This is a genomic window from Paenibacillus sp. AGC31 (assembly GCF_057334655.1).
The window spans coordinates 304,826-331,288 of record NZ_JBHFJH010000001.1; the positions used below are offsets into that span (position 1 = coordinate 304,826).

Below are 26,463 nucleotides of genomic sequence, written 5' to 3' on the forward strand. Positions count from 1 at the left end.
GCTAATCACGTTCAAACGGCTGGATCACAGGCACCGCATGAACGTTATTCTTAACCCATATCACAGATACAGATAATACACTTAAAGACAATAGACAACTGGCTACCAGAATGGACAGGAAGCGGGTGATTACTTTAAACTTTTTCATCCATCCCTCCTCCTCATCCTGTTCATCATGTGTTTGTGGGGTCATGTTACTCATAGGTCACTGGACGGTGTCACTAATTTCATGATCTCGGCAGCGACAATATCCGGTTGACTGTTGTGGATGTAATGCTCGGCGTGAGGGACAATCTGCTGGGTTCCTTGTCTGGACCATGAAGCAAATTTCACTTGATCTGCCTGCCATGCCCGACTCCCCTCACTGGGTTGATCTGATCCGGCTGTCAGGATCGTCAGAGGGAAAGGAAACTCCTTTTTGTTCTCCAGCACACGTAATGCGTTGGTCTTGGAATGACGAATCTCATCCATCACGTTGTCATTGTATGCATGCTTCAGGGTAGAAATGGTGGCAGCCTTTTTCATCGGCGCAGAAACCAACTCCGGGTCAATGACCAGTGTTGCCATCATCTGATCCGAATGCAACAATGTACGCGCAATCCCTGTTTTAACTAGGAATCGGACTGAAGTAAAATACCATTCGGGCGTATCCATTTCCACCGTACTGTAATACTCCGGGCTTCCACCATCGATCATGACCATGCCAGCCACCTCATCAGGATACCTTTGCGCAAAACGAAGTGTCTCCAGCGCACCCAGGGAGTGACCGACCATGATGTAAGGTGGACGTTGACCGGATGTTCGCAGCAATTGGTGGATCTCTTCCGAGATGGTATCAACATCACGAGGTTCATCCGTATAGTCGCTGTATCCATACCCGAACCGATCATATACCGCAATTTTTACCTGTGATTTCAACTTGTCATATAGCGGACTGAAATCCACATACGGATTGGGTGTACCCCAGCCTGAGGCAAACACCACGGTTACCTCTCCTTTGCCAGCGGTGTAGAGGTGCATGTTGCGACCACTCACTTCATAATACTTGCCTGGCGGGGGATAGGACTTCATATCCTGCGTGGATTGATACGCTTCATACGCTGTACCTGCCAGCAACAAAAGTCCTGTGGCAAGCATTATGCCTCCCAGCACTTTTAACCCTCTCCGTAACCCCTTCTTCATCTTCTCTACCCCTTATCCCAAAGGTTCATCTATATATGTATGCTTCAATCGTACCCAAGAAATAGCGGGATTGAAACAATCCCGAGTCCAGTCCTTTCCCCAACCAAAGTCCAGTATCCCTCCCCTACTTGTGACGCAAAAAAACTGCAAATCTCCCATTTAGGAAACTTGCAGTTCATCTATGCCTATATTTTATAATTCATGCCTCTGTCCATCTCACGATAATCCTTGTACCTACAGTTCCAATGTAAGACCCACCGGGCAATGATCACTGCCCATCACATGGCAGTCGATATGCGCATCTGCCACCTTAGGTGCCAATTGATTAGATACGAGAAAATAATCAATGCGCCAGCCCACGTTCCGTTCTCTAACCTTCGGCATATAAGACCACCAGCTGTATACATCCGTACGATCCGGATACAGATGGCGGAAGCTGTCCACATATCCAGAAGCAAGCAAATCGGTCATTTTGCCGCGCTCTTCAAGGGTAAATCCGGAATTACCCAGATTGGGCTTCGGATTCTTCAGATCGATCTCCTGATGAGCCACATTCAGGTCACCACAGACGATAACCGGCTTGGTCTGCTCCAGTTGCAGAATGTATCCCCGGAATCGATCCTCCCATTCCAGACGGTAAGGCAGCCGGGTCAGATCCCGCTTCGCGTTAGGGGTATAGACGTTCACCAGATAAAACTCATCATACTCCAGTGTAATCATACGTCCTTCCGGCTCGCTGTCCTCCTCCATCCCGTAACGAACGGATAAAGGCTTGATTCGGCTAAATACAGCCGTGCCGGAATATCCTTTTTTGATCGCATAATTCCAATATTGATAAACATCTTCCCCCAGCTCCATCTCAATCTGCCCGGCTTGCAATTTGGTCTCCTGAAGGCAGAAAATGTCCGCCTGACTCTCCTGATAATAATCCATGAATCCTTTGGTCACACATGCCCTTAAGCCATTCACATTCCAGGACACCAGCTTCATATCCTCATCTCCTCACATCTCTCCAATATAGCATGGGCCCATTCCGGGGGACAAGCCTTACGGATTTGGGCTGAGATGGAGTTATTGGAATCCTTATGAGGGGCCCATTCCGGGGGACAAGCCTTACGGATTTGGGCTGAGATGGAGTTATTGGAATCCTTATGAGGCTAGCTTGCCTATTTTTCGCTTCGTAACTTCGAGAACACCGCAAGGTCAATATATCTGCCTTTCTCATACTCATGCTGCCGCAGTACACCTTCCTGTTGAAAATCAAGCTTGTGTAACAGGCGAATCGACGCCTCGTTCTCCGGTTCAACCTTTGCTTCAATCTTGTTGAGCTGCATGCTTGTGAATCCAAAATGTAACACAGCACGGGCCACTTCAGTCATAACACCGCGGCCCCAGAAAGAGGAACGCAGGTCGTATCCGATCTCTGCACGGTTATGTACATCTTCATAGTTCAGGAACCCACAGGTTCCGATCACTTTACTAGTTTCACGGTCTTCAATCATCCAGCGTAATCCTGTGTGTTCCTTGAAAATCTTCGTATACCAGCTCATCTCACCCTGTGCATCCTCCACGGATTCAAAAGGAGTGAATGGCATATATTGAACCACAGCTTCATCGGAATATAACTCCAACAGATCATGGCTGTCTCCAGTCTCGGCTGACCGGAGGATGAATCGTTCTGTCTGAATTAATGGAAATAGATCAAACCTAAATTGCTCACTCATGCGAGGTCTCCTTTGCAACATTCATTGTAGAAGTCCATTTTACTATTAATATGTTCTATTAACATCTCTCTCTTCTCTATAAGCTGTTCTATTGACTATTAAAATTAGGGAGACTACATTATGCTTTAGAAGACTAACATTGGAAATAGACTGGGAGGCGGAACCATGACCACACAATCATATGACGTTATTATCGTTGGAGCCGGCTCCATGGGTATGAGTGCAGGTTATTATCTATCGCGCAGTGGATGTAAAACTTTATTAATTGATGCCTTTGATCCTCCACACACGGAAGGAAGTCATCACGGGGATACCAGACTGATGCGCCATGTGTACAGTGGCGGAGCTGACTATATTGCCATGGCATTACTCGCACAGAAGTTATGGCACGAGCTGGAGGAAACGGTGGACGATCAACTATTTGTTCCTTCCGGTGTAATAAATGTGGTTGATCCAGAGATTCATTCCTTCCACAACCGATTGAGCCATGCAGATGATGCAGGCATTCGGTATGAAACGTTGCACGCAGCCGAGGTGATGAAACGCTGGCCAGGTATTACCGTACCTGAACACTACGAGGGCATGTATGAACCGGATGCGGGTTATCTGTATAGTGAACCCTGTATTCGTGCCTACCGCAAAGCAGCCGAGACTCATGGTGCCACCTTGTTAACTCACACTCGGGTAGAGCATATTGAATACGGACCACATTCCGTCGCAGTTCAAACTTCAGGTGGTGAGACCTACCACGCGAATCAAATCATCCTGAGCGCTGGTGCCTGGTTTCAGACATTGAAACCTTTCGTGGATCTCCCGATCCAGGCAGTGCGTAAAACGGTTGGATGGTTTGATGCACCAGAAGCTTTGTACGGCGAGGAACACTTCCCCGGTTTTACACTGGCAGGAAAGGAAGGTACATATTATGGATTTCCAAGCATTGGCGGATCAGGTCTGAAGATGGGTCGTCATGATACGGGCCAGGTGTGGACACCAGGAAGTACGATGGCTCCTTTTGGTACGGAAGAAACGGACGAGGGTGATCTGCGCAGGCTGCTCGAACTTCATATGCCTCAGGCAGCTGGAGAATTGAAACGTGGTAGTGTGTGCAAGTATGAATTCACTTCGGATGAAGATTTTATTATCGACCGACACCCTGCCCATGAGCGTGTGTGGCTGGCTGGCGGTTTCTCCGGTCATGGCTTCAAATTCGCAAGTGCCATTGGGCAGATTCTATCCGACTTGGTGCAAACGGGGCACACGGATCAGGATATTAGCAGGTTCACCCTATCCCGTTTTCGTTAAGTACCAGCTGGGTGGATGAATATATGTATGTCTAAAATAGCTACTTTCTTAGAGGGTGCAGTGTTGCTTAGAGCACTGCGCCTCCTCCAAGAAAGAAGGACACGTACGAACGTTAGCTCATGCCAACTCACACTAATTAACTTTGATTAGGCTCCATTGCTGATTGGCTCCGCCATTGTCGGCCCACTGAATCGTCGAGGCACCCGCGGTCAGAGACCCTTGATTGATGTCAACCGTCAGGCCACTGTTTCGATTCGCAAGTACCACATCTCCTCCCACATCAATGGGCAGCCATTGCTGATTGTTGCCCCCGTTATCCTGCCACTGAATCAGAGCGGCTCCGCCTTGTGTAGAACTTGAATTCACATCCAGTAAAAGCCCACTACCCACATTGCGGATGTTGTAATATCCGTTACCTGCCGACTCCAGCTTCCACTGCTGGTTCGCTGCTCCATTATCATTCCACTGAATGATTGTTGCCCCACCCGTAGAAGAAGCACCGTTAACATCGAGTGCAAGTCCACTGTTGCGGTTGATTAATTTGTAGATGGCCCCAGCTTCATATCCTGTACCACCATTATAAGTTGCACCGGAAATGACGTAGGTTGTGACCGAATTGGCCTTGGCCGTAGCGGTAAAGGTTTTGTTTTGCACCGAAATATTAGTCAGTTGCTGCAACTTCTCTGTTGAAGAAGTCCGGTATACTTGAGCAGACGTGCCTGTGTTAGTAAAACGACTTAGATCATAGGTTACCGTTGTATCCGTCGATTCCGAATTGGTTGTAACCAGTACAACTTTGCCGGAAGCTGCATCATAGGCTGCAAGGGTATTGGCATCACTCATGCCGATAATCTTGTATCCAGGACGAATAAATTTGCTGTAATTGCCCATGACATAATATTTTTGGTTCACCGTGTAACTGGTCGTTTGCGTATTGTTCAACACGTTCTTGAAGAATCCCCATCCTTCTGCACTATCGACGGCTTGCCAATACACCCATCCACTTGCGCCCATATTGCGAATATCCTTGAGGATGGTACGTGACATGGTAAGTCCGCTTGCATCTCCGTCTCCATATTCCGAGGTCCACAGATGTTTGCCCGCAGACGTCGCGGTGTTGCGCAAAGCAGTACGATTGCTTCCGCCATACGTATGGGTGTTGATCTGACTGATTGCTGATTTCACCGCGGTGCTGTAGCTGTTGAATGATACATTGGTATCATCGATACTATATTCTTCCGGTGCGCTCAACTTTGTGGACAGGCCCTTTGCATTCAACGAAGCTTGTAATTGACTCAGAATCGTGTTCTGATCCGCCCGGTCAAAGTGCATGCCCTCCTGGTCATTGCCCTGCTTCCACCACGTTGAGATCGGTTCATTCAGTGGAGTTACGCTATCAAATGTGATCCCCCAGTTATCCCGAAAATGCTTCACAACCTCAGTTAAGTAATCGGCAAAATCATCATAATAATCGTGCTTGAGGTTATTCCCTCCATTAGCCGCACCGGACACACCACCACTGATCGTCATCCAGTAAGGTGCGGAATTCGCAAAAGCTTCGATGACATTCACGCCTTGAGCTTTGGCAGCCTGCAGCATATATCGTTGGTTTGCATCTGCATTCCAGTCATACACGCCGGGAGAAGGCTGGTAACCAGGAACGGCTTTGCGATATTCGAGGATATTGGACGATGGATTATCCCCGCCTCCAATGTTGTACCGCAGGATGTTCAGCCCCAGTCCGGTATTTGCATTGAACATTTTCTCCACATACTCATCCCGATTGGAATATTCTCCAACCACTTTGCCCCACCACGCGAGGGATGTCCCCCATCCTTCCATCGTCTGATATTGCTTCGATGGATCGGCAACAGCCGTGTAGGCTCCCGCAGCAGATACCTCTGTCCCCAGACCCAAACTGCATGTTAGCAGACTTCCTGCCAGCAGTAGCGAGCTCATTCGTTTTAACCACTTCATCCGATTCACTCCTTATGAATTTACACTTGCACTCCGATGTCAGAACAACTTTCCGATCGCTGTTATCCCCAGATTTTTAATTATTCTTAAAAAGGGGAAAATCCGGGGATAAACGCGCACGCTTCGCTTCTTCAAGTTATTTCTGACCTCTCCGTTATCGTGTAAATGTATAGTTTAACTTAGAAAATAAACACCTATTATTGTGCAACCTCTCGGAAGGTCGCGTCTGACTTATCAATTGCGGTAACAACAGCTTCCAGTTTCAGCACATTATTATAATGTCTCAGGAACAGGTTCGGGTTACTAAACGAGCTATACGATGTCCAACTAGCGTTAGCAAGTCAATTTACACGTTTGAACGTGGCGTCAATTCGGAATGTAGTGCTGCCGTCATTTTTCACGAGTGTGATGTTGCCATTATTATTGCGCAGGAAATAACCCGGATAATTCATGGACTCAGACGAAATGCCTGTTGCATTCGACAGCCCGGGAACGATACGGAATTGTGCATCTTCCGCCGGACTGACATTGGCATCAATCCTTGCCTGATAGTTATAGCGACGAATGAAGCTGCCAGGCACATTGAATGACTCCAGATTGCGGATATCCCCCTGTTGTCCAGACTCTTTCAATACGGTCATATGCCGGACGAGTCCGGTAAGACCCGCAATCTCTTGTTTGGCACCCCAAGTCTGGAAGTTGTCAGCAGAGTCGCTGTAATAATATTTTTGTGTCGCATAGCCGTCAAAGTAGATTCGCCAGGAACCATTATCCAGCTGAACAAGGGCCGGGCCTTCCACCCAAGAACCCCAACCTGCCCAATCCCCTGTGCCTTTAAAGGTATAAGGACCCGTTAGCGAAGTGGATGTCGCATATTCAATGTATTTGGTGGTCTCGTTCTTGGTAAAAGCATGATAGGTTGAGCCTGTCTTCACGATAAAAGTGTCGATATAATTGGGAGCAATGCCTGCCAGTTCAGTAGGTGCAGACCATGAGGTAGATGTTAGATTGCTACCTGAAGCTGTGAGTACATAAGGTTTGAAATTCTGATAGTTGCCTGGTGAGAGGGACACGATAATGTTAAGACTGCCGTTGCTGTCTTTGAACCATTCTGGTGCCCAGGTGTGTGCAATTGTGGTAGGTGTGGATAATGTAATATTACGGACAAATGTCCAGTTTACCTTATCCGGGCTGGAGGCGATGCCGATGGTGTTACCCGACCAGTTCGTGGTGTAGACAACGTAATATAGACCATCTGTGTGCTTCATGATGCTGGGATCGCGGATCAGATCGGCCGGAGGTGTATAGGCTGGCCCTTTTAGCAAACCATAGTGGGTTGCATTATACGATTCATAGATGTACATATTGGACTCACTTGTGTTCGTAAAAGCGGATATCGTATATACACTTGTCGCTGCTCTGGCTGTATTGGGGAATAACATCGTTAATAGAAGTAAAGTTCCCAGCAGCAGAATCATTCCGGCCTTGAAACCATTGGACTTTCCTGCTCCTATTCCTATCCCCTCTTCCTTCTTCGTCAACATTGGGTCATCTCCTTATCCATGAGTGATGAACAGAGGAATACCTTACTGTATTACCAAAGACAGAGCGTACCTGGGACTGCCCCTGAAGATCAACACCTCACGACTACCATCGGGTATATTTCAAATTCTCAGTTTACGAGTATTTTTAAGAAGCACTTTTCTTGTACTCCAGCCGAATATCGGCGATTCATCCGTATGAACTGTAACGAAGGGAGAGTATAACATACTTAACATCATTCAATTGAAGTTAAAATGAGTTTGGTTATTAAGAAAATAAAAAAGGTGATCTCTGCACGAGAGAGTTCACCTTTCTTGTATTTATCAAAGATATTTAATTCAATCTACTTTAGATAGGTTAATCTCACTTCCTCAAGATCTGATAACAGTTCCTGAACTGCCATCCGTTCCTCCTTCTCAATCTTCTCAATTAATTCAATTATTTTTTTTATATGAATTGTTTTTTCTGAAATTCTGTGCTTTATACATAAATTTCTAAGAATTAAGCACATCTGTTTAATCTCTCTGTAAGCCTTCTCATGAATATCAAATCTAGTAATATACTTTTTCTCATCGAGATAAACCAAACTTCTCAACATCACTTCTTTATGGTCAAAGAGCAAATGGAGAGATCTAATCAGACTAAATTCAAATAAAGCAGTCTCTGTAATATGTTCTCTTAAAAAACGATAAACTCCTATTCCCCAAGCATCTGTATCTTTTCCAGGTTCTTCAACCAACTTATAATCGTTAGAGGATTTTGTTTCATTTATATAGTCATGCAACTGTTTAATCAGATAACCCAGATCAAACTTGAAATCACTTTTTCGTTCATTAAATTGCAAAAGCTGAACTCCTCTGAACCATTCTCCCTCAGAATGAGGACTTACAAATGCTTCGTTAATACTATCAAAATTCGCTTCTGAGAACGAATATTTGGAATTAAAAAAATCAGCTACGTAAAACATTTGTTTTTCTTTGTTATATCCATAGATCAACATATCATGCGGGGCATGCACTTTTCCAAAATTATCATAGGCAGCAATGTAGTATTGATCTATGCTTAAATATACATAATTGTCTTCATCAATTGCATCAATAATAAACTGTTTTATATCGTCACACCACTTTACTAAAACCTTCTTATGGTAGTGGTGTAATTCAAATAATCGATAGTATTCTCTAAAAACAGGCGTATAAAATTGTATGTAAACCTCTGGAGTCTCCCAGGCTACTAGCTGGACATGATTATGACAAAACCACGGAAAAAAAACGTCTTCTTGAGTGCTAAGAATAGCAGTCATGTTTGCAAACGCAGGAAGTGAAGTAATCATTGGATATTTAATCGGTAACCCTTTTTCTGTTGGCATCCTTATCTTCCTTTCTTAATCCGCTAGATTTATTACTAAATATTTAATTTAGACCAATTTTTTCTATCATATCAGAATTTACCCTATACTGAAAAGGCTTTCATAATTGAACAACTAAAGCGCAGTGTAGTACATTAGATATCTGTCATCATCACATTTCGAGTAGTTATACTACAAGTGTATTTTCAATCTGGGCCGTATACTATATTTACAAAAGAACATCCTCGGCACTTTGCAATATGCTTAAAAATCCGATATCTTTTAGCCTCTTTATCCAAACTCTTCTTTACGCCCACCCCACTTAATGTTAGATTTTATAACATATCATTATGAAAGCGAGTGGGTTGAAGATGGATCTGCAACAGTTATTGACTATCCCCATTCTCTCCAAAGCAAAGGTTATTGCTGGACATCGCGGACTAGATCGCTTGGTGCAATCGATTAATATTATGGACGCGCCAGATATTGTCCAATTCCTGAAGCCGGGAGATATGCTGCTGACCAACGGTTATATCCTAAAAGACCGCCCAGATGATCATCTTGGATTCATTACAGACATGCATGCAATTGGGTGTGCAGCGCTTGCTGTAAAGACACAGCGTTTCTCCCTTGAATTATCTCCGCAACTGCTTGAGACAGCCAACAGACTGGGCTTCCCAATCATCGAGCTGTCTGAGATAGACAATACACTCGGTGAAATATTTCAACATTCGATCAGTGCCATCCTTCAGAACAAAACCTATGAGCTACACTACGCGTTGTCTATTCATAAGCAATTTTCCACGATGGTGATGCAGGGAAAAGGCATACCCTCCATCGTAGATACGTTGTCTCAGTTGCTATCCTCACCTGTACTTCTGCTTGGTTCGAAGAAGCAGATTACGGCAAGCTCCCATTATGCACAACAGATGGATCACCAGTCTCTCGCCGCGCCCTTACTGACTTTTATAGATGAGCACCCTTCCTTCCACACCGCAATCTCGATCTGCCTGCTTACTGCTGATAAATATCGACATGCCGAGCTTCATCCCATCTTCACGGATCGGCACGAGGGCTATTTGATCGCACTTTACGACAGTTCCACAACCTCTAAGCTCTCCACTCTGGCACTGGAGCAAGCCGTCAATGTGATTGGTCTCGAGTTAACTAAGAAACAAGCGGTCAAGGAGCGCTCCCGCCGTTACAAAAATGAATATTTCTCCGATCTCATTCAGGGCTTCATTCGTTCGGAACAAGAAGCGCTACATCGCGGCAAGAAATATGGGCTGCAAGCCAAAGGAAGTTCCGTTCTGATCATCGCCAAAAAGGATGAATCCTTAGCGGGCATATCTAAGCAAAACTCTACATCCTCCGGGGAAGAGCGGTTCATCTCGGAACGAGATGCTAATTATGAGCTGATTAAACAGGAATTCGCCAGATTGGATCTCTCCTTTGTCATGTTCACTAAGAACGACCAGTTCGGCATACTTGTCTTTTTGGCCGAATCGTCTTGGGACGAACACACCGTGGTTCAGCAGCTTGAGCGGATGGCGAGCAATCTGTATACAGAGTCGCAGCTCAGCCTATCCTTCGGCATAGGTAATTCCTACACGAATGTATTGGATATTGGACTCTCCTACAAAGAAGCAGTCAAGGCGCTCCAGTCCGGCTATCAGATGCGAAAGACCCGCTTCGCTCATTCCTATCAAACCATGGATATAAGCCGTCTTTTGCGTATGATTCCCCACGATGAGATGCTGCAGTTCCATCACGAAACCTTTAAGCCCTTCAACGACCGAGATCCAAACGAGCGTAACGAGCTTATGAAAACCTTGTCCTCCTTCTATGAGAATCACTGCCAGATCGTCGATACGGCGAAAGAGCTGTTCGTACATCGCAATACCGTGATCTATAGATTGGAGAAATGCGAGAAACTAACCGGCAGGAACATTAAGGACCCGATGGAGAGCCTTCGCTTCCGACTTGCCTTCGCACTTGAGTCCCTTCTGAATGTTAATCCAGCTCCTAGTGAAGCTAATCATACGTCTTAAACCGAGAATGTGTCATGTATAATGACACGTTCTTTTGTTTCCTTTTCATATTCAATTCATGTTCAATCTTCATTTGTGCATTTTAACTGATTTAATTCTATTTTTATGTTCAGAGTAACTAATGACAATGATGCAAACAGTCTATATGATTAGGAATATATTCATTAATGTCATGTTAATTAACATCAAATCACATCAAGAAACGAAAAAACATCAGGCTGTAGGAAAGGGGCTACCTATCATGGCTATACAGATACAAGGCGTATCCAAATCATTTGTCAGTGCAACCGGAGAAGATATTCAGGTCCTGGCTGAGGTTTCGATGCAAATCAAGAAACAGGAATTCTTCAGTATCGTGGGACCGAGCGGTTGCGGCAAAAGTACGATTTTCAACATTATCGCAGGTCTGCTTAAGCCAACAAATGGCAAGGTTATCGTCTGTGGCGAAGAGATCGATCAGACCACCGGTCATGTCGGTTATATGATGCAGAAGGACCTGTTACTTCCTTGGAGAAGCATCCTGGACAATGTCACGCTAGGCTTGGAAGTGAAGGGCATGTCCAAAAAGGATCGCGGCGATATTGCCATGGATTATCTGGATCGTTATGGCCTAGCTTCATTCGCAGGAGCCTATCCCTCTACACTATCAGGCGGTATGCGCCAACGTGTAGCCCTCATTCGTACCCTCGTTACCCAGCCCGATATTATATTACTGGACGAACCCTTCTCCGCACTTGATTATCAGACCAGACTCATTCTGGAAGATGAGATCTTGTCTATCCTGAAATCCGAGGGCAAGACAGGCGTCCTGATCACACATGACATCGAGGAAGCGATTGCCATCTCCGACCGCATTGCCGTTATGAGTAAAAGACCAACAACCGTGAAGCAGGTGTATGACATTGGTCTCGCCTCGCAATATGGCTCAGCACTGAAAGCCCGCTCCGACCACAAGTTCAAGCAGTATTTTGAATCGATCTGGTCAGAGCTTGATATCCAAATGGGGAGGATCAGCTAATGAAGAGCACATCACCTGAAGTTACCCTTGCCGGAAAGCCTGCTGGAGTTACGAAGAGCAAGAGCAAACGCAGACAGTCTACCTTCTCCAAAGAATGGCTGATGACGATGCTGTGGCGGTTCATTATTGTTGCGGTCATCCTAGTGATATGGGAATCCGCCGTTCGCTTGGAAATGGTTAACGGTTTCCTCATGGGATCACCAAGCGCCATTCTTGATGCCGCCATCACGATGGCCAGCTCAGGGCAACTGCTTACAGACGCGTTTGCAACGGTGAATGCCACCGTTATCGGATTCGTAGCCGGAAGCTTAATCGGCTCATTGGCAGGACTGCTCATGTGGTATTCCAAGTCCGTTGCCCGTGTGCTCGATCCATTCATTGTAGCCATGAACGGCATCCCGAAGATTGCCCTAGCTCCTATGATTATCATCTGGTTTGGTTCAGGCATCTTCTCCAAGATTGCTCTGGCCTCCGTAGCAACATTTATCGTAGCGCTATTATCCGCCTACCAAGCGACTCATCAAATCGACGAATCCCAGATTAATCTGATGAAATCCTTCGGTGCAAAGAAATCACAAATTTTCCGCAAAATTATCGTTCCTTCCTCTCTGCCATGGATCATCTCAGCCTTCCGGATCAATATCGGTTTGGCATTGGTATCTGTCGTAGGTGGAGAATTCATCTCTTCAGATAAAGGACTTGGACACATGGTATTCGTCGAAGGTAACCTGTTCAACCTTCCGGCCGTATGGGTCGGCGTGTTCATGCTTATGCTGGTCGCCATGCTCCTCTACACCTGTGTCGGTTATATTGAATCCCGTCTCCTTCCATGGAATGACAACAAGACCAGCAGCAAATCCACATCTGTATAGCTGACCTACAACGATTAAAGGGGACTGATGACTAATGCGTACATTCAAAAAGATAGCTTTTCTAGCAACCATGACGGTTATATTGACTTCACTGCTCAGTGCATGCGGCAGCAATGCCACAACACCTGCGAGTGGCGCAGGTGCATCTGATAGCGGGGGGCAAGCAAATACGCAGGTAGACAAAATTATGGTGTCCGAAGTTTATCACAACCTGCTCTACCTTCCCTTGTATGTAGCGAACAACCAAGGTTTTCTAAAGGAGAATCGTATTGAGCTATCTTCCATCCGTGCTGCCGGAAGTGGTCCAACGGCATTGTCTTCGGTGATCTCAGGCGAGTCTGCGTTCTCCTTCCACGGTCCTGAGCATGTCGCATTTGCTAATGCAAAGGGCGGAGATGCTCGCTCACTGGTTCTTCTATCGGGTAGCGCTCCAGTATGGGCAGTTGCGCGAGAAGGCGTAACCGTGAACTCGACAGCAGATTTCAAAGGTAAAACCATCGTTGTGGGCTTGGCACCTACAAGTTCCAACAGCTTACTGCGGAAGTTATTCGCTGACAACAACATCGATATTGACAAGGACGTGACGATTACTGAGGTTCAGAATGGTTCCGAGCTTGGTGCTGTATTAGCAGGCAAAGCTGACATTGCTATCGTTTACGAGCCGCAGCTGGATCAAGGCATTGCTGAGGGACTGCATATTGTCCATGATTTCACGAAGGATTATCCTGACTTCGCCTTTGCAACGATGAATACAACCGCAAGTTTCATTGAAAAGAATCCTGATCTCACCCAGCGCTTCGTTACCTCTATTGAGCAAGCCCTGGACTACATTCAATCGAATCCTGAAGGCGCAAAAGCAGTTGCCGTGAAGGAATTCCCGAATCTGGACAAAAACGTCGTGGAGCAAGCGGTACAACGCATGATCGACAGCAAGGTATATCCTGCGGAAGGACTCATCAATGAATCGGCCTTCGAGACCGCAATCGATATGCAACGCTTCATCGGCAATCTGAAGGAAGACCTCGCTTACGAGGAGATTATCGATTCAAGCTTCACCACCAAATAGAGAGAGAAAGGGTGATTACTCTGAACCAGGACGACTATCTCACACACCGCCGTACAGAAAGCACCAAATATGCAGACGGAGTTATTACAAGCGAGGAGCTTGCCCTATTTACAGCAGACTTGGAGCTGATTCGAAACTTCAAGTTGCCAGAAGAAGTAGGGCCCAATCCCCCACATAGGAGCGTGCCTCTGCGATGATTACGAAACCACTTAACGAGCTGACGATTGCTGAAGCCGCAACACTGATTAAAAATAAGTTGATATCTCCTGTCGAGCTTACAAAATCCTATTTGAATCGCATTGAGAAAGTAGAGCCTGCTGTGCAAGCCTTCGTTACGGTCACCGCCGAACAGGCTTTGCAGGCCGCAAGAGAGTCTGAACAAAAACTGATGAATGACGAATATCTCGGTCCTCTGCACGGCATTCCCTATGGAGCCAAAGACATTATCCATACCGCTGGCATACGCACCTCGGCCGGATCAAGTACCTTTCCAGACTTCGTACCTGGAACGAATGCAACTGTGATTAATAAGTTGCAAGCTGCAGGCGCTATCCTGCTCGGCAAGACAACAACGACGGAATATGCCTTTCAGGGAGGAGAACCGCCAACCCGCAACCCATGGAATCTAGAACATACCCCAGGCGGTTCCAGCTCCGGCTCTGCCGCTGCAGTAGCGGCAGGCATGGCTTCCTTCACACTCGGAACACAGACCTTTGGATCTCTGCTTAGACCCGCAGCTTACAACGGATTAACCTGTATGAAACCCACTTACGGCAGGGTTAGCCGTAATGGTGTCATTACAGCCAGTTGGAGCCTGGATCATATTGGCGCCTTCACTCGATCCGCACAAGATAACGCAATCGTTCTGGAATCAATGGCCGGGCAAGATGAGCTGGACTCCTTCACGCTTCCTTATGGCAAGCCAGACTTAAAAAATGCTCTTGAGCATCCTATTTCAGAAATGGTGATCGGTCTCCCGAGCAACTTCTTCCAAACCGATGAACCAGCGATCTTGTTAGCGGTAGAGTCGGCAATCGCTGTGCTTGAGAAGCTGGGCATGCAATGGAAGAAAGTTGACCTGCCTTCTTATATGGAAGAGACCATTGCTGCTCATCGTACGGTTATGCGGGCAGAAGCTGCCGCCTTCCATCAGGAACGCTTCGCGGAAGCCTCTGATCGTTACGGCCACACGATGCGGGAGCAGCTTGAGCTCGGTTACCAGACGCGTGCCGTTGATTATTTACAGGCACAACGTATCCGAACGATATTCCGGAGCGAGATGATGTTGTTGTTCGATGAAGTGGATGTGTTATTGACTCCATCAACACCCTATGTGGCCCCATATGGCTACAAGACGGGCAGCCCGATTTTCAACGGACCGTTCACCAATACGGGTCTACCGTCCATCACCGTACCCATCGGGTTTGATACCACCTCAGGGAAGCCATTACCTATCGGCATGCAGCTTGCTGGTCCACTTATGCGAGAAGACCGCTTGTTGTCCATTGCTCATCATTATCAGCAGGCTACGAACTGGCATCAGTTAACACCAATCATACACACTCATTAGGAAAGGAATGACCGCTACGATGTCTACCATCATACATGCAAGTGCAGCACCCAAGTTCCCACTTCCTTTCTCCCATGCTGTCCGCGCAGGAGATTTAGTCTACGTCGCAGGTCAAGTAGGTGTCGATCCACAGACGCTTGAGCCTATCGGCGGCATTAAGGAGCAGACTGAGCAGTGTATTCGTAATATTGAGGTGATCCTGCAAGAAGCCGGACTTACACTTGATCATATTGTGAAGGTAACCACTCATCTGGCCCGAGTCGAGGATCAGTCCGAATACAACGAAGTGTATGCGCGAATGATTAAGCAGCCCTATCCCGCCCGCATTACCGTATTTAGCGGGTTAGGCCCTTATTTAATCGAGATGGAAGTGTTGGCGTATGCGCCTTCCATTCGAGGAGAGTAACACATCACCAAAGAGCACCTGTAGCCATAGATGGGTACAGGTGCTCTCTTTGTCTAGAAACGCGGTTCTCTTTAGAAAAACGGGTTTCTTTTCGTATTCCTATGTTGTTTTGAAGCGAGATGATTCCTCGGCAAGTTGTTTGGTCAGTTCATCAATTCTCTGCACCATATCTGTCAAATGTTCAGTCATGCCGGACTGTTCCTGCATGGTTGCTGTGACTTCCTCAACAGAAGCCGACACCTCTTCACCGGAAGCAGACAAGTTCTGTGCAGCTCCAATGACGTCATCCTTATCACGTTCAATCGATTCGATCTCCGTGGCAATAGCCTGAACCTGGCTCATCATCTCATTCATATTCTCGGTGACAAAATTGAATGTCTCCTTCGTCTGGCTAACACTGCTCTTATGCTGTTCCGCAATCGCTTCAATAGCCTGAACACTTCGGTTATTCTGCTCCACGTGATCAATGGTCTGCATCACAATTCGGTTGATATCCTCCGATTGAGCTGTCGTCTGCTCTGCCAGCTTGCGAATCTCAGAAGCAACGACTGCGAAGCCACGTCCCTGATCACCAGCTCTCGCCGCCTCGATTGAAGCATTCAACGCAAGTAATTTCGTCTGATTTGCGATCTCGGCAATCGTTCCTGTAATCTGGTGAATGCCCGAGGAACTTTCGGCGAGTTGCACTGTAATTTTGGAGATGTTGCCAACTTCAATCTCGTTCTGCCCGTTCACCGCAATGAGTGCATCAATAACTTCATGATTATTTTGGAAAGCATCCGTAATTTCATCTGCCTTGAACTTCACTGCCTGCGACATTCCATTCACGTTTGCAATCTTATTACCAACATTCATGAATTTGTCCACAATGGCTCCCGTATCGTTCGCCTGGGACTCCATCGCTCGTGAAATCTCAAATGCTGTTGTCGTTGTTTCGGCAATCGTGGTCGAAGTTTGCTGAGTGGACTGTTCCAGCTCGGATGTACTTGTTTTCAGGATGCCGATGGAATGGTTCATGCTGGAGATCAGCTGTTTATTGCCTGCTGCCATGGTATTGAAGCTGTCCACCAATTGTTTGAATTCTCCGCTATATTTACCTTGAGCCTGCACCGTCAGGTCGCCGCCCGCAAGCTGTCTGAACAACACAGTTAGTCTTGTAATTGGTCTGGTTACCAGCAAAGAGATCAGGATACCGGCTACGACGGAAACCGCAATCGCACTAAACAGAACAATATACATCTGTTTTGCCATCGCACGCAAAGGCTTCTGCACATCACTCATTTTATCTTCAACAACGACGGTCCAGTCGGATCTTGGAATTTTGGAGTAATACGCCACTTTCTCATCTGTGCTAATCTCCCCTTGCTGCAGTTCAGCGTTTGGAGCAAGATCAATCAATGATTGGTATTCGCCGGACTCCATCTTCTGGCCTGCCAACTTCTCATCCGATGAATCGTAGATGACCATACCTACACGGTCCAGAATGATCACTTTTCCCTCATCATTAATATTGATATTTTGTAGCTGATTAACGAAGAACGAGGTGGATGCCGCAGATACGAGCACTCCCTGTACTTCTTGATTCTCATTGTAGATTGGCATGGCAAAAGCCGTACCAAGTTGTCCTGAGGACTTGGCTACAATCCCTTCACTAATCACGTTTTTACCCTGAATCGCTTCTTGGAAATATGCCCGATCTCCGCGTTCTGCCTTGATCACTGCCGGATCATTCGCTGCAACAATAATGCCATTCCGATCCAACAAAATCAGACTGTTGTTACCTTCCATACCTGCCAGACTATCCGCGAGAATACCACTCGCCTTATCCAGCAGTTCATTGTTTTCCGAGAAAAAGTTCTCACCTTCCTGTCCATCCGTATTCCGAATCTCTAGCAGATCCTGAAAGGTCCGATGTGTTGTAATCAGAAAAGTGGATTGCTCTTCCAAACTTAGTGAAGCATACAGACCTGCCCCCACCCGATCCGAGGTTGCCTTAATTTCATCTTTACTTTTGTCGAGTGTAATAACTGCCGCTACGCTGTAACACACTACCGCAGTTACCGCCAGTACGATACACACCAGCAGACTGATCATAAGTGGTAATTTGACTCTGAACGACATGTTGCGCATGCGTTCTCTTGCCTTGCTAAATACCATGATTACATTCACCATCCATTTTCATTTTCATCATTATGAAGTCCAAATTCTATGTATCTACTTTATATCGGTCGATATCAAATAATCTGTAAGCTGTTTCGCCAGTTATACTAGGTCAAAGGCCACTGCAAACGATTGGAAAATGAAGACTTTGGGTTAATACAAAATATGACATCAACATCGTATAATATATGAAATACATATCGTGCAGGAAGAGGGACAACGCATTGAATCCGAAAATGCCTACTATATTAAATGTCGAATAGGAGAAGTGATATGGTAAAAACAGCATTACCCACGCTATTAAATGTCGTGCGCATTTTATTAAGTGTAAAACTGATCTATGTGATCGTGTCCTTTATCGTGTTCCTCATTGACTTCAACCAGAACATGGAGGCCTATCTGGGTTTCTCACGCAAAGGAGATGATCTGGCTTACGCCTCTGGCGTAATCTTAGCCAGAATGTTGTTTATCATCGGTCCCAGCCTGCTCGCTGTTATATTCATCACCAAAAGAAAGTTCAAGCTCACCGTGACGTTTCTGAGTCTGGCGCTATTCGTTTCCATTCCAAATGAGAGTAACCTGTTCACCCTGATTCATCTCTTCGCCCTGCTTATCGTGCTCTTGCACCGTCCAAGCAAGATGTATCTGAAACGAAAGGATACCCCTGTCAATGAAGCCGTAGTTGAACCGAAGAATTAATTCAAAAAGGGGATCACATGACATTGAAGTCCAGAAAAAAAGGTAGAGCGCACAAGATATGATGTCATAATAAAAAAACAAGGACGTTCCTTAGTATTAAAGGAAGGTCCTTGTTTAATGTGACTCAATATACAAAGTGATTGTAAGATTTACAATTACAGTGCAGCTTGATAAATTTGTACTACATCTTCACGCTGCAAGTTTTTGAAGAATCCGAACGGACCGAATCGCATCGCTTTATCAGCCATCACATCAATCTGACTGTCGTCGATGTCATAGTCAGCCAAACGGCTAGGGGCACCAATTGAAGTCCAGAATGTACGCAGCGCTTCAATGCCTTCTTCAGCCACTTGTTTGTCCGACTTTCCAGTAGGATTAATATCAAATACATTAACAGCCATACGTTTGAATCGATCTACATCCACATCCAGATTATGTTTCATCCAGTGTGGGAAGAGGATTGCAAGGCCACCCCCATGCGGAATGTCGTACACGGCCGAAACGGCATGTTCTATATTGTGAGAAGCCCAATCTCCGGCAAGACCCATATTCAGGACATCGTTAAGCGCCATTGTTCCACAGTAGAGAATGGTTTCACGCAGTTCATAGTTTTCCGGATCTTTAATCAGACGAGGGGCCGTATCAATAACGGTACGAAGAATCGTCTCACAGAATCCAAGCTGAACCGGTGTATTCGTATCCAGATGGAAATAATGTTCAAACACATGAGACATCATGTCTACCATGCCGTATACAGTCTGATCCAGTGGTACGGTGTATGTGTACTCCGGATCGAGAATGGAGAACGCTGGGAAAGAATACTCGCTGAACCATGCCCATTTTTCCTGCGTGTCCTGATTGGTTATTACTGAACCGTTGTTCATCTCGGAGCCTGTCGCTGCCATCGTTAGAATTGTACCCAGTGGAAGTCCGCCTTCCGGGGTTGCTTCGCGCACAACAACATCCCACATGTCTCCATCGTATTTGGCTCCTACTGCGATGGCTTTCCCACAGTCAAGTACACTGCCGCCGCCAACCGCAAGAACCAGATCAATGTTATGTGTTCTGCATAGTTCTACACCCTTATGAACCGTAGACAGACGAGGATTCGGTTCCACACCAGCCAGTTCCGTAACCTCTGCTCCGATCTCATTCAACCGGCTGATTACCTGATCGTACAGCCCGCTACGTTTGATGCTTCCACCACCATATACAAGCAAAATACGTTTTCCGTATTTTGGAACTTCGGTTTGTAGTGCTTGAAGTTGCCCTTTGCCAAAAATCAGCCGGGTCGGATTATAAAACTGAAAAGATCTCATAACGTATGTTCCTCCAAAGAAGTCTGAAATTTTGTGCATCCACCATTATAGATCTCTTTATTCGTAAAAACAAATACAGGCAAAAAGGAGACAACAGATGAGTATGGAGTCTGTCACATTACAACATTTAATAAAACAAACCATTAATCAATATGTATCCTCGGATATTCACATTCAAAGTATCAAAAGTAACCCTATCGGTGCGGGATCTCAAGCCGTTGAAATGTTTCGACATCATATTGAATTCCTTATAAATGGTGTGAAAAAGGATATTTCTTTCGTAACAAAGAAGGCCACATTCATTGAACGCTCCGCCTTGTCCACATTATTTTTACAGGGAGCCAATGTACCCTATCATCTTTCGAATGAACCTCATACTCAAGATCGCAGTCTGATCTGCATTCAGGATGTGGACTACCAAACCGATTATAGTCATCTGGATATAGACCTGCTTCAGAATAAAGAATTACAAGCACTGGCTTACATACATGGAACGAATATGGGGTCGAAAAAAGAACTGCCATGGATACCTATTGTGGATCGATCTCATATCATCGAAATGATGGAAAGACGCTGGAGGCCTTTGTGGAACACCGCCATAGAAAGTCCATCATTCATTGAGGAATTTGGATCACCGCTCATTTCGGAAATTGATACTGTAGCAAGTAATATTGTAGATGATCTTGAAATTCTCATTAAGGATGAACACACACATACGATGATTCATAATGATCTGAATCCTGGCAATGTATTGGTACACAACAATGAGGATGTTTATTTTATCGATTGGGAGGAAGCAAGGTATGGCTCCCTGTTCTTCGATATCCCTCTGCGCTGTACACATTTGAAACAAGTTGAGATCTATCGGGAGTCCCTAAGTTCTCACGGATACGATATTCCACAATATCAATTCGAAAAGTACTTCTCTCTGGCATCCCGATATCTCGGGATCCGTTATATGAGTTGGAACCTTGGGGTTTGGGAACAATACCCACATGCAAAAAACGACTTAAAAAGGTATATGAAAATGGTGATTCAACCTTTGTTCTCCTAATCCCCTCATCAGATTAGACGTAAGATGAATGCCTTGTTCTCCTGGACCAAAAAGCTCCTGCCAGCAAAGTGGCAGGAGCTTACATCACAGGGATTCAATATAACCATCGCATGCTTCCATAACATGCATGGTCTACATCCCCTCAGATATTAAGAATTCGGCACTTAGGTTCTACCCCAGATCGGCAATCCGCTGTCCAATACGCGGAAACAGCCCGAAGGCATTCTCGTAGAAGACTTTATCATGATGCTGTTCCGGTACAAGTCGACGGACAAATTCGGCATACAGATCGATGGGCGCAAGCGGCCAGTCGGTACCAAACAGCATTTTCTCATAATGATCCGAATAGACCAAGGCCCGGCGGAAATGATCCATGAACAAAGGCTCGTTCATGAACCGTTCAAAATGAGGCCGATCCCCCACCACAAGACCAGACAAATCCGCGTACACGTTAGGATTCTTCGCCACCACTTCAGCTGCATCCATCACCCATGGATCACCCAAATGACAGATCATGAAGTTCACACCGCGCTGCTGCAAGGCTAATTCATCCACCGTCAACGGATGCGAATACTTGAGCAACCCGTTCATGGAGTACGTGTCACCCGTATGAATCACAACAGGCAAGTTGTACTTGGCTGCAAGTTCATAGACCGGGGTATAGATTTTGTCATACACATAGTGATGATAGTATCCGGCATAGAGTTTGATTCCGGCTACCTCGGGGGATTGCAGTCTAGCTTCAATCCGGTCCAGCTCGTCCTGCGCGTTTTTACCGTCTAACGCATTGGGATTAATCCCCACGCATTCCATGAGGAATGACGGAATCTTCTCTTCCAGGTCAAGTCCCATCGGGTTAGGGGAACTGGAATCCGGGAACGCTCCCTTTGTCTGCTCCGTAACCCCCATTCCGATACCCATAATGACATCGTTTTTATCAAACTCCGCTTTAAGACCAGCGGCTGAGTAATCCACTTTCGATAGATCGATCGCTGTTCGGTGAAAGCTGTCGATGTCCGACAGATGAATGTGAATATCAATGATCGGCATGTGAAGCCTCCTTTTCATCGGTAGAAGTTGCAAAATTCAGTTTGAGAAGGTCATGCACATCCGGTGAACTTAGCGGGATTGGCCCCAGAACCAGATATGTCGGCTCCGTCCAGACCGTCTCCCCGTGCTGGACTGTCAGATGATGATTCACGTTCAGACCCGTCACCTGATTATTGGCAAACCCCCACGCACTCTGATTCGGGTAACGATGGACCGCATGCAGCATGTTTTCACGCGAAACCGATCCTACTCGCAAAAGGTCTTCAAGTGGCAGGCCCACATCCACCTTGCCCAGCGGGAATCGATCTTTACCCGGTTGCTCTATCCAACCTTCCGCAAATACAGATGAAGGCTGGAGGAAACGTTCCTCCGCAAGCGAGTAATCCGTCAGCGTCAGGCCGCTTTCGTTGGTCACGGCAAGCAGCGTGCATAGCACAGGAACACCCGGGAGCATCAGATAATGCTGGTGGATCGTGATTCCCCGATTCGCTTCATGCTTCTCAATCCGGGTAGTCAGTTTCACACCCTTCCAGACGTTGCCGTATTGATCCTTCTGCTCTGTCCAGGAAGCGACTCTTTGTTCCAACTGCCGGCTGAAACCATTCATGCCCGGAATCCCCACACCCAGTCCGCCGTACCACGGATTCCACCACGAGCGTGGAGCCGGTTCAGGATACGAGCTATCCAACCATTCTTCTCCTGCATATTTCAGGGAGTGTACTACACTCCCGAATTCAGGAGCAACGGCGATCGACAATACTCCATTGTCTACGGTATACAAAGGTCCAGATGAACCTTCTTCAATCTTCTGCTTCACCTCTGTTCCGCTCTGCGGGAACCAAAGGGCAGTTCGCTCCTGAATCCGATCTTCACCCCGGTATAGCCCACGAACTTTCCAACCACTCACGTGCTGGTCTCGGTCCGCTTCGTCTGGTGAAAATGTCAGCTTGGCGGAGTTTAGGTTCTGCTCCGGACTGAATTCCTCAGCATTGGCCATAACCTCCTGTTCACCACCCTGCTGTACATACAGCTCCAGCTTGCCCGCAAGCGGAACCAGTTTGTGTTCAGTCAACGTTGCTTGCAGCACGTCCGGGGCAAATGGATTCCCCTCACTCAGTGTCAGATCCAGATGACTGTCCAGCAACGGAATGATCGGGTTACGCTGCTTCTGTGCAAACGCACGGAAATCCGACCATTTGGCAAACGTGTTCAAAGCATATACAGTTGCTTTTGTCCGCACAACGGCTCCTGCGGGAATACGGCCAAGCTCATGCTGAAACCCCAGCGTGTATTCCGGACGAAGCAACTTCAGAGAAGGGTCCCAATAGATACCGCTGGCACCATACTCCTCCTTACAGAACAGCCAGTTCTCCGTGATTTGGGCGCTGTCCCAATGGCTCGGATCGCCAGCGTAAGAATCCCCCATATCCACAAAACGATCTTGATACGGGAGAATTAACCGGTTTCCGTAAAACCCGAAGTTGTTCATTAGAAACAGGTCTTCTTCCCAAGCGGTACCTCGTGTATTTTCAACCTCGTGGTGGAATTCGGCGATTCCATTCGCAGACAGCTTGACCACGGACTTGATCTGCAAGCCAGGGAAATCCTCCGAGTCATACAGTGCTTCAAGAACCTGACGTTCACCTTCGGGATAAATATTGACTTCTTTTGCTTGTTTCTTGGATAACTCTTCGGCAAACGGCTTACCCAGCTTCGGATAAGTCCACCAGAACGAATGACGGGAGCCCGGGTATTCAATCCACATGTTATTATCTTGTTTGCTCATATGAATAGAGAATGCACCATTAACAGCCACCCATTGATCCTCAATCTGCCCGCCATATTTCCCTTCGATTCCCTTCATTAGTACAGAAATTTTGCTTGTAAAAGAAATCGCATGGTTCCCCACTGGGACAGCCGTCACTTCTACTTCTTGGGAATAGAGACCATATGAACGCAAGGTGAAAGGCACTGGCACAGACATTTTACCTTTGGCAGGCACCGTAAGGCGCACCGAACGCTCCGTCCATTCCAGGAATTCATCCTCAGGCAGGTTCAAGCTGAACTCCGTTTCTGCATCCACATTATTTTCCACGTTCAGAACCAACTCCGCCGGAATACCTGGATAGAGCTCCTTCACAGGCAAGACGGTCTTGATCTTGGCCGGGAATTTCGGGGCAATACCTAACCTGAACTCCGCTTTCTTACCGCCGATCAACCAAGTGCTGGCAACCACGGGATGGGTCTTATTGTTATTCTGTTCCTCTGTAATTGGATCAAGGTGGAACTCACCTTCCACGATGATGGTTTCTCCCGGAGCCACTGCTCGTGCAACGTCCAGCGCAAATCGAATGTTTTTGTTATCCTCACCCTTGATCTCGACTGCCAGTTCGGATGCAGAAATGTTCTTAATGCGATAGCGAACCTTATAGCTGGAACCGAAAACCAGATCATGATCATCGACTTCTGTTGAGATTTCGTAATCTGGTGTTTCGAGGGCAGTCAGCCCGCGACCCGACTTTTCAAATTCAGCCCGCAGGGAGACATCTCCCTTTTTCCACGTGTAGTCAAAGAAATCAAAACCACGTTCCCGTCGGCCATCCGGCTCGACCACGAGTTCACGCGTGCTGTCTGCATACCAATCCAACTCCTCGAAATATGGAGCAAGTGCTTCGGTCTGCAAAATGGTAGGGATGAAATTCATCAGATGCACATTATCATCTTTTTTCTCCCAGAAGAATCCGCATTTCTTGTACATCGGTACAGCCTTTGTATTCCCTGCCCATGTGAACAGATCCAGGCGGGGCCATCCGGCCTCCACGGTCTTGCGCACAGCATTCAGGATCAGGTTACGTCCAACCTTATAACCGTGATAGTCGGGGCGTACGTTAAGCAAAGGTACATATAGCGCTCTCTCGTCATAGCGGTAATGAGCAAAACTGCAGAAGCCAACAACCTCTTTCTCATGAACGGCTAGAAACACATATAGATTGGACGAATTCTCCATCTCACGGCGAACGGTTTCCTCTGTTCTAAGGTTGGTGCCACCTCCCCAGCTTTCATTACTACGGTTCCACATATCAGCGAGTGCGGCAGCGTAAGAGGGATCGTATTCAATAATATGGATTTGATCAATAATCGAAGTTACTGTCATATTTGGATCTCCTTCTCTTTATGTACAGGATGGTGAAGAAGCTAGCGATAGTCTTATCATACTATAAATGGAAGCATTTTCAGAGAATTAAAAATCTTTCTTTCCAACTTATATGTGCCTTTCGGAAGCTCTTGTTAGAAGCGTCAAGGATGGACGAATCTATTTAAGTATGAAAGAAAAAATCCACGTCTTTTAGTTAGACGTGGATTTAGGAATATGATCAGCTACTAATTTTCAATTATGCCAATATAGAACGGACATTGCGTAGAACTGATGTCATAAATTCAGAGGTTGGTTCGGCATGCCCCGCAATTTGGATACGTCGTTGCCGCACATCAAGACTCATCAACTGATCCGTCAAAACAACACCTGAAAATGGCAGCTCTTCTGGTAGTGTAACTTCAAAAGGATAATCCTTGGCTTGGCTCGTTATGGGACATACAACGGCAAAACCCGTTATTTCATTGAATTCAAGTTCCGATAGAACAATAGCCGGTCGTCTCCCGGCTTGCTCGTGACCCGCTTGAGGATCAAAGTCAAGCCATATCAGATCGCCTCGTTTGGGAATAATCAAAGTAACTCGTTCCCTTCAGTACCAAAGTCTATTTCTTCATGTCTTGTATCCTGTTTCACTTTAGAGAGCAAAGTCTTTAGATGGTTACGTAGTTCCTCATTGGACTCTACAGGCTTGGTTTTTGGACGCAACAACAATTCATTATCTTCTGTCACCAAAATCTCGATTTCCGAGCCTTCTTCCAGATTAAGACGCTTAAGCAATTGGTTAGGAATGCGAATTGCACTGCTATTTCCCCATTTGCTAAGTGTGGCTGTAGTCATGGCAATCCCACGCCTTTCGTTTGATTGATGCTCCAATTATACCTCACCTCCCTACAGTTGTATATCTATATGATATACATGAAACAATAAAAGGATACATTGTATTCAACCATAAAATAATGATTGTACAGC

Annotated in this window: 21 protein-coding genes and 1 pseudogene; 9 read left to right on the top strand and 13 right to left on the bottom strand. The window is 46.3% G+C overall.

What is annotated here, in order from left to right; genetic code table 11:
- Nucleotide 1: 1 nt before the first annotated feature.
- From ACE04G_RS01265 to ACE04G_RS01280, 4 genes are all read right to left on the bottom strand, one after another.
- Nucleotides 2-148 carry a hypothetical protein gene (locus tag ACE04G_RS01265; protein ID WP_017687030.1) on the bottom strand — a complete coding sequence of 49 codons (147 nt, stop codon included), beginning with the start codon at nucleotides 146-148 and terminating at the stop codon, nucleotides 2-4.
- A gap of 50 nt (nucleotides 149-198) precedes the next feature.
- The gene (locus ACE04G_RS01270; RefSeq protein ID WP_449003457.1) at nucleotides 199-1,182 is read right to left on the bottom strand and encodes an alpha/beta fold hydrolase; all 984 of its coding nucleotides are present in this window, start codon (nucleotides 1,180-1,182) and stop codon (nucleotides 199-201) included.
- Between the two features lie 234 nt (nucleotides 1,183-1,416).
- The gene (locus tag ACE04G_RS01275) at nucleotides 1,417-2,172 is read right to left on the bottom strand and encodes an exodeoxyribonuclease III (RefSeq protein ID WP_221824554.1); all 756 of its coding nucleotides are present in this window, start codon (nucleotides 2,170-2,172) and stop codon (nucleotides 1,417-1,419) included.
- Nucleotides 2,173-2,348: 176 nt separating this feature from the next.
- Nucleotides 2,349-2,906: a GNAT family N-acetyltransferase gene (locus tag ACE04G_RS01280; protein ID WP_221824556.1), complete on the bottom strand. Its 558-nt coding sequence runs from the start codon at nucleotides 2,904-2,906 to the stop codon at nucleotides 2,349-2,351.
- A 165-nt stretch (nucleotides 2,907-3,071) separates the two neighbouring features.
- Here ACE04G_RS01280 and solA point away from each other — a divergent pair, with 165 nt between their 5' ends.
- A complete protein-coding gene (gene solA, locus ACE04G_RS01285; protein ID WP_221824558.1) occupies nucleotides 3,072-4,208 on the top strand; it encodes an N-methyl-L-tryptophan oxidase in 1,137 nt (378 codons plus the stop codon).
- Between the two features lie 132 nt (nucleotides 4,209-4,340).
- On the opposite strand, the gene ACE04G_RS01290 is transcribed toward solA, so the two are convergent.
- From ACE04G_RS01290 to ACE04G_RS01300, 3 genes and pseudogenes are all read right to left on the bottom strand, one after another.
- Nucleotides 4,341-6,185, bottom strand: coding sequence for an RICIN domain-containing protein (locus tag ACE04G_RS01290; protein ID WP_449003456.1), 1,845 nt, complete (start codon nucleotides 6,183-6,185; stop codon nucleotides 4,341-4,343).
- 197 nt (nucleotides 6,186-6,382) lie between these two features.
- Nucleotides 6,383-7,729 (bottom strand): annotated as a pseudogene (locus ACE04G_RS01295) (AbfB domain-containing protein).
- A gap of 341 nt (nucleotides 7,730-8,070) precedes the next feature.
- A complete protein-coding gene (locus tag ACE04G_RS01300) occupies nucleotides 8,071-9,096 on the bottom strand; it encodes a BtrH N-terminal domain-containing protein (RefSeq protein ID WP_221824560.1) in 1,026 nt (341 codons plus the stop codon).
- 350 nt (nucleotides 9,097-9,446) lie between these two features.
- Between ACE04G_RS01300 and ACE04G_RS01305 the strand changes: the two genes are divergently transcribed.
- From ACE04G_RS01305 to ACE04G_RS01330, 6 genes are all read left to right on the top strand, one after another.
- Nucleotides 9,447-11,126 (top strand): PucR family transcriptional regulator, encoded by a 1,680-nt coding sequence (locus ACE04G_RS01305; RefSeq protein WP_449003455.1) that lies wholly within the window; start codon nucleotides 9,447-9,449, stop codon nucleotides 11,124-11,126.
- Nucleotides 11,127-11,367: 241 nt separating this feature from the next.
- Nucleotides 11,368-12,144, top strand: a complete 777-nt coding sequence (locus ACE04G_RS01310) for an ABC transporter ATP-binding protein (protein WP_221824562.1) — start codon at nucleotides 11,368-11,370, stop codon at nucleotides 12,142-12,144.
- The gene (locus tag ACE04G_RS01315) at nucleotides 12,144-13,016 is read left to right on the top strand and encodes an ABC transporter permease (protein ID WP_221824563.1); all 873 of its coding nucleotides are present in this window, start codon (nucleotides 12,144-12,146) and stop codon (nucleotides 13,014-13,016) included. The genes ACE04G_RS01310 and ACE04G_RS01315 overlap by 1 nt, the downstream gene beginning before the upstream one ends.
- Before the next feature lie 34 nt (nucleotides 13,017-13,050).
- Entirely contained in the window at nucleotides 13,051-14,082 is a 1,032-nt protein-coding gene (locus ACE04G_RS01320) for an ABC transporter substrate-binding protein (RefSeq protein ID WP_221824564.1), read from the top strand.
- A 193-nt stretch (nucleotides 14,083-14,275) separates the two neighbouring features.
- The gene (locus ACE04G_RS01325; protein WP_221824565.1) at nucleotides 14,276-15,652 is read left to right on the top strand and encodes an amidase; all 1,377 of its coding nucleotides are present in this window, start codon (nucleotides 14,276-14,278) and stop codon (nucleotides 15,650-15,652) included.
- Between the two features lie 19 nt (nucleotides 15,653-15,671).
- The gene (locus ACE04G_RS01330) at nucleotides 15,672-16,058 is read left to right on the top strand and encodes a RidA family protein (RefSeq protein WP_339305285.1); all 387 of its coding nucleotides are present in this window, start codon (nucleotides 15,672-15,674) and stop codon (nucleotides 16,056-16,058) included.
- Nucleotides 16,059-16,157: 99 nt separating this feature from the next.
- Here the strand turns inward: ACE04G_RS01330 and ACE04G_RS01335 are convergent, their stop codons facing one another.
- Nucleotides 16,158-18,215 carry a methyl-accepting chemotaxis protein gene (locus ACE04G_RS01335; RefSeq protein ID WP_449003454.1) on the bottom strand — a complete coding sequence of 686 codons (2,058 nt, stop codon included), beginning with the start codon at nucleotides 18,213-18,215 and terminating at the stop codon, nucleotides 16,158-16,160.
- 276 nt (nucleotides 18,216-18,491) lie between these two features.
- Here ACE04G_RS01335 and ACE04G_RS01340 point away from each other — a divergent pair, with 276 nt between their 5' ends.
- On the top strand, nucleotides 18,492-18,917 hold the full coding sequence (locus ACE04G_RS01340) for a hypothetical protein (protein ID WP_449003453.1): 426 nt from the start codon (nucleotides 18,492-18,494) through the stop codon (nucleotides 18,915-18,917).
- Nucleotides 18,918-19,072: 155 nt separating this feature from the next.
- On the opposite strand, the gene ACE04G_RS01345 is transcribed toward ACE04G_RS01340, so the two are convergent.
- Nucleotides 19,073-20,236, bottom strand: a complete 1,164-nt coding sequence (locus ACE04G_RS01345) for an iron-containing alcohol dehydrogenase (RefSeq protein ID WP_449003452.1) — start codon at nucleotides 20,234-20,236, stop codon at nucleotides 19,073-19,075.
- Between the two features lie 97 nt (nucleotides 20,237-20,333).
- On the opposite strand from ACE04G_RS01345, the gene ACE04G_RS01350 reads away from it, so the two are divergent.
- On the top strand, nucleotides 20,334-21,290 hold the full coding sequence (locus ACE04G_RS01350) for a phosphotransferase family protein (protein ID WP_449003451.1): 957 nt from the start codon (nucleotides 20,334-20,336) through the stop codon (nucleotides 21,288-21,290).
- Between the two features lie 171 nt (nucleotides 21,291-21,461).
- On the opposite strand, the gene ACE04G_RS01355 is transcribed toward ACE04G_RS01350, so the two are convergent.
- From ACE04G_RS01355 to ACE04G_RS01370, 4 genes are all read right to left on the bottom strand, one after another.
- Nucleotides 21,462-22,340: an amidohydrolase family protein gene (locus tag ACE04G_RS01355; RefSeq protein WP_221824570.1), complete on the bottom strand. Its 879-nt coding sequence runs from the start codon at nucleotides 22,338-22,340 to the stop codon at nucleotides 21,462-21,464.
- Entirely contained in the window at nucleotides 22,327-25,494 is a 3,168-nt protein-coding gene (locus ACE04G_RS01360) for a GNAT family N-acetyltransferase (protein WP_221824571.1), read from the bottom strand. Before ACE04G_RS01360 ends, ACE04G_RS01355 begins: the two co-directional genes overlap by 14 nt.
- 238 nt (nucleotides 25,495-25,732) lie before the next feature.
- Entirely contained in the window at nucleotides 25,733-26,068 is a 336-nt protein-coding gene (locus ACE04G_RS01365) for a type II toxin-antitoxin system PemK/MazF family toxin (protein ID WP_221824573.1), read from the bottom strand.
- Nucleotides 26,065-26,367 (bottom strand): AbrB/MazE/SpoVT family DNA-binding domain-containing protein, encoded by a 303-nt coding sequence (locus tag ACE04G_RS01370; protein WP_017687001.1) that lies wholly within the window; start codon nucleotides 26,365-26,367, stop codon nucleotides 26,065-26,067. The genes ACE04G_RS01365 and ACE04G_RS01370 overlap by 4 nt, the downstream gene beginning before the upstream one ends.
- Nucleotides 26,368-26,463 lie beyond the last annotated feature (96 nt).

Coding starts and splice junctions, on each gene's coding strand:
- ACE04G_RS01265 (WP_017687030.1), bottom strand. CDS start 148: ATGAAAAAGTTTAAAGTAATCACCCGCTTCCTGTCCATTCTGGTAGCC.
- ACE04G_RS01270 (WP_449003457.1), bottom strand. CDS start 1,182: ATGAAGAAGGGGTTACGGAGAGGGTTAAAAGTGCTGGGAGGCATAATG.
- ACE04G_RS01275 (WP_221824554.1), bottom strand. CDS start 2,172: ATGAAGCTGGTGTCCTGGAATGTGAATGGCTTAAGGGCATGTGTGACC.
- ACE04G_RS01280 (WP_221824556.1), bottom strand. CDS start 2,906: ATGAGTGAGCAATTTAGGTTTGATCTATTTCCATTAATTCAGACAGAA.
- solA (WP_221824558.1), top strand. CDS start 3,072: ATGACCACACAATCATATGACGTTATTATCGTTGGAGCCGGCTCCATG.
- ACE04G_RS01290 (WP_449003456.1), bottom strand. CDS start 6,185: ATGAAGTGGTTAAAACGAATGAGCTCGCTACTGCTGGCAGGAAGTCTG.
- ACE04G_RS01300 (WP_221824560.1), bottom strand. CDS start 9,096: ATGCCAACAGAAAAAGGGTTACCGATTAAATATCCAATGATTACTTCA.
- ACE04G_RS01305 (WP_449003455.1), top strand. CDS start 9,447: ATGGATCTGCAACAGTTATTGACTATCCCCATTCTCTCCAAAGCAAAG.
- ACE04G_RS01310 (WP_221824562.1), top strand. CDS start 11,368: ATGGCTATACAGATACAAGGCGTATCCAAATCATTTGTCAGTGCAACC.
- ACE04G_RS01315 (WP_221824563.1), top strand. CDS start 12,144: ATGAAGAGCACATCACCTGAAGTTACCCTTGCCGGAAAGCCTGCTGGA.
- ACE04G_RS01320 (WP_221824564.1), top strand. CDS start 13,051: ATGCGTACATTCAAAAAGATAGCTTTTCTAGCAACCATGACGGTTATA.
- ACE04G_RS01325 (WP_221824565.1), top strand. CDS start 14,276: ATGATTACGAAACCACTTAACGAGCTGACGATTGCTGAAGCCGCAACA.
- ACE04G_RS01330 (WP_339305285.1), top strand. CDS start 15,672: ATGTCTACCATCATACATGCAAGTGCAGCACCCAAGTTCCCACTTCCT.
- ACE04G_RS01335 (WP_449003454.1), bottom strand. CDS start 18,215: ATGGTATTTAGCAAGGCAAGAGAACGCATGCGCAACATGTCGTTCAGA.
- ACE04G_RS01340 (WP_449003453.1), top strand. CDS start 18,492: ATGGTAAAAACAGCATTACCCACGCTATTAAATGTCGTGCGCATTTTA.
- ACE04G_RS01345 (WP_449003452.1), bottom strand. CDS start 20,236: ATGAGATCTTTTCAGTTTTATAATCCGACCCGGCTGATTTTTGGCAAA.
- ACE04G_RS01350 (WP_449003451.1), top strand. CDS start 20,334: ATGAGTATGGAGTCTGTCACATTACAACATTTAATAAAACAAACCATT.
- ACE04G_RS01355 (WP_221824570.1), bottom strand. CDS start 22,340: ATGCCGATCATTGATATTCACATTCATCTGTCGGACATCGACAGCTTT.
- ACE04G_RS01360 (WP_221824571.1), bottom strand. CDS start 25,494: ATGACAGTAACTTCGATTATTGATCAAATCCATATTATTGAATACGAT.